This window comes from Streptomyces calidiresistens (genome assembly GCF_014141525.1).
Classification (GTDB): Bacteria; Actinomycetota; Actinomycetes; order Streptomycetales; family Streptomycetaceae; genus Streptomyces; species Streptomyces calidiresistens.
Genome location: NZ_VKHS01001078.1, coordinates 1 through 1,476, shown reverse-complemented (window position 1 = coordinate 1,476; position 1,476 = coordinate 1). Strand labels below are relative to the sequence as shown.

The following is a 1,476-nucleotide window of genomic DNA, read 5'->3' as shown; positions in this document are numbered from 1 at the left end:
ATAAGAGCCACCCCTTCCCCTCCCACTCCGGTCCCCCGAGGAGCTGAGAACCATGGCCGCAGGTGCCATGACCCCCGTCGTCGCCCGTGCCCTGGCCGACGCCCGACCGGTGCCGGCCTGGCTCGACAGCCCCGACCGGCCCGAGCCCGAGCCCCCACTGAGCGGCGACGAGCGCACCGACCTCCTGGTGGTGGGGGGCGGGTACAGCGGGCTGTGGGCCGCGTTGATCGCCAAGGAACGCGAGCCGGACCGGGACGTGGTCCTCATCGAGGGGCGGGAGATCGGTTGGGCGGCCTCCGGACGCAACGGTGGCTTCTGCTCCGCCTCCCTCACCCACGGCCTGGGCAACGGGTTGGCCCGCTGGCCCGACGAGATCCGGGAACTGGAGCGGCTGGGCGCCGCCAACCTCGACGCCATCGCGGAGGCCGTCCGGCGGTACGACATCGACTGCGACTTCGAGCGCACCGGTGAGATCACCGTGGCGACCGCCCCGCACCACCTGGAGGAGCTGCGCTCCCTGCGCGACGACGCCCGGCACCTCGACCTGGCCGGCTTCGACCTCCTCGACCGTGACGAGATGCGCGCCGAGGTGAACTCGCCCACCTTCCTGGGCGGACTGCGGGACCGGCACGGCACCGCCATGCTCGACCCCGCCCGCCTGGTGTGGGGACTGAAGCGGGCCTGCCTCGCCGCCGGGGTGCGGGTGTACGAGGGCACCCCCACCGACCTGATCTCCTCGCGCGGCCCCGGCGTGGCGGCCCGCACCCCCTCCGGGCGGGTGTTCGCCCGGCAGGCGGTGGTGGCGACCAACGCGTTCCGCTCGCCCCTGCGCCGCGTCCGGCCGCTGATCGCCCCCGTGCACGACTTCGCGTTGATGACCGAGCCCCTGACGCCGGAGCAGCGGGAGGCGATCGGCTGGCGGGGCCGCCAGGGCCTGGCGGACGCCAACAACCACTTCCACTACTTCCGGATCACCGCCGACCACCGCATCCTGTGGGGCGGCTACGACGTGGTGTACCACTTCGGCGGGGGCACCGACGAGTCCCGCTGGCAGCGTCCGGAGACCTTCGAGCGCCTCGCCCGACACTTCCTGACCTGCTTCCCGCAACTGGAGGGCATCCGCTTCACCCATCGGTGGGGCGGGGCCATCGACACCTGCTCGCGTTTCTCGCCCTTCTTCGGCACCGCCCACCGGGGCAGGGTCGCCTACGCGGCCGGGTTCACCGGGCTGGGGGTGGGGGCCACCCGCTTCGGGGCGGAAGTGATGCTCGACCTGCTCGCCGGCGCGCGCACCGAGCGCACCGCCCCGCGGATGGTGCGCGAGAAGCCCCTCCCCTTCCCTCCCGAGCCGGTGCGCTGGGCGGGTATCGGCATCACCCAGTGGGCGATGCGCCGGGAGGACGCCACCGGACGCCGCAACCTCTGGTTGCGGGGTCTGGACCGGGCCGGCCTGGGCTTCGACAGTTGATCCCCCCC

The 1,476-nt window shown here is 73.6% G+C and carries 1 protein-coding gene; it reads left to right on the top strand.

Going from position 1 to position 1,476, the window contains the following annotated elements; all coding sequences use genetic code 11:
- Positions 1 to 52: 52 nt before the first annotated feature.
- A complete protein-coding gene (locus FOE67_RS25540; protein WP_182667184.1) occupies positions 53 to 1,468 on the top strand; it encodes an NAD(P)/FAD-dependent oxidoreductase in 1,416 nt (471 codons plus the stop codon).
- Positions 1,469 to 1,476: the final 8 nt, after the last annotated feature.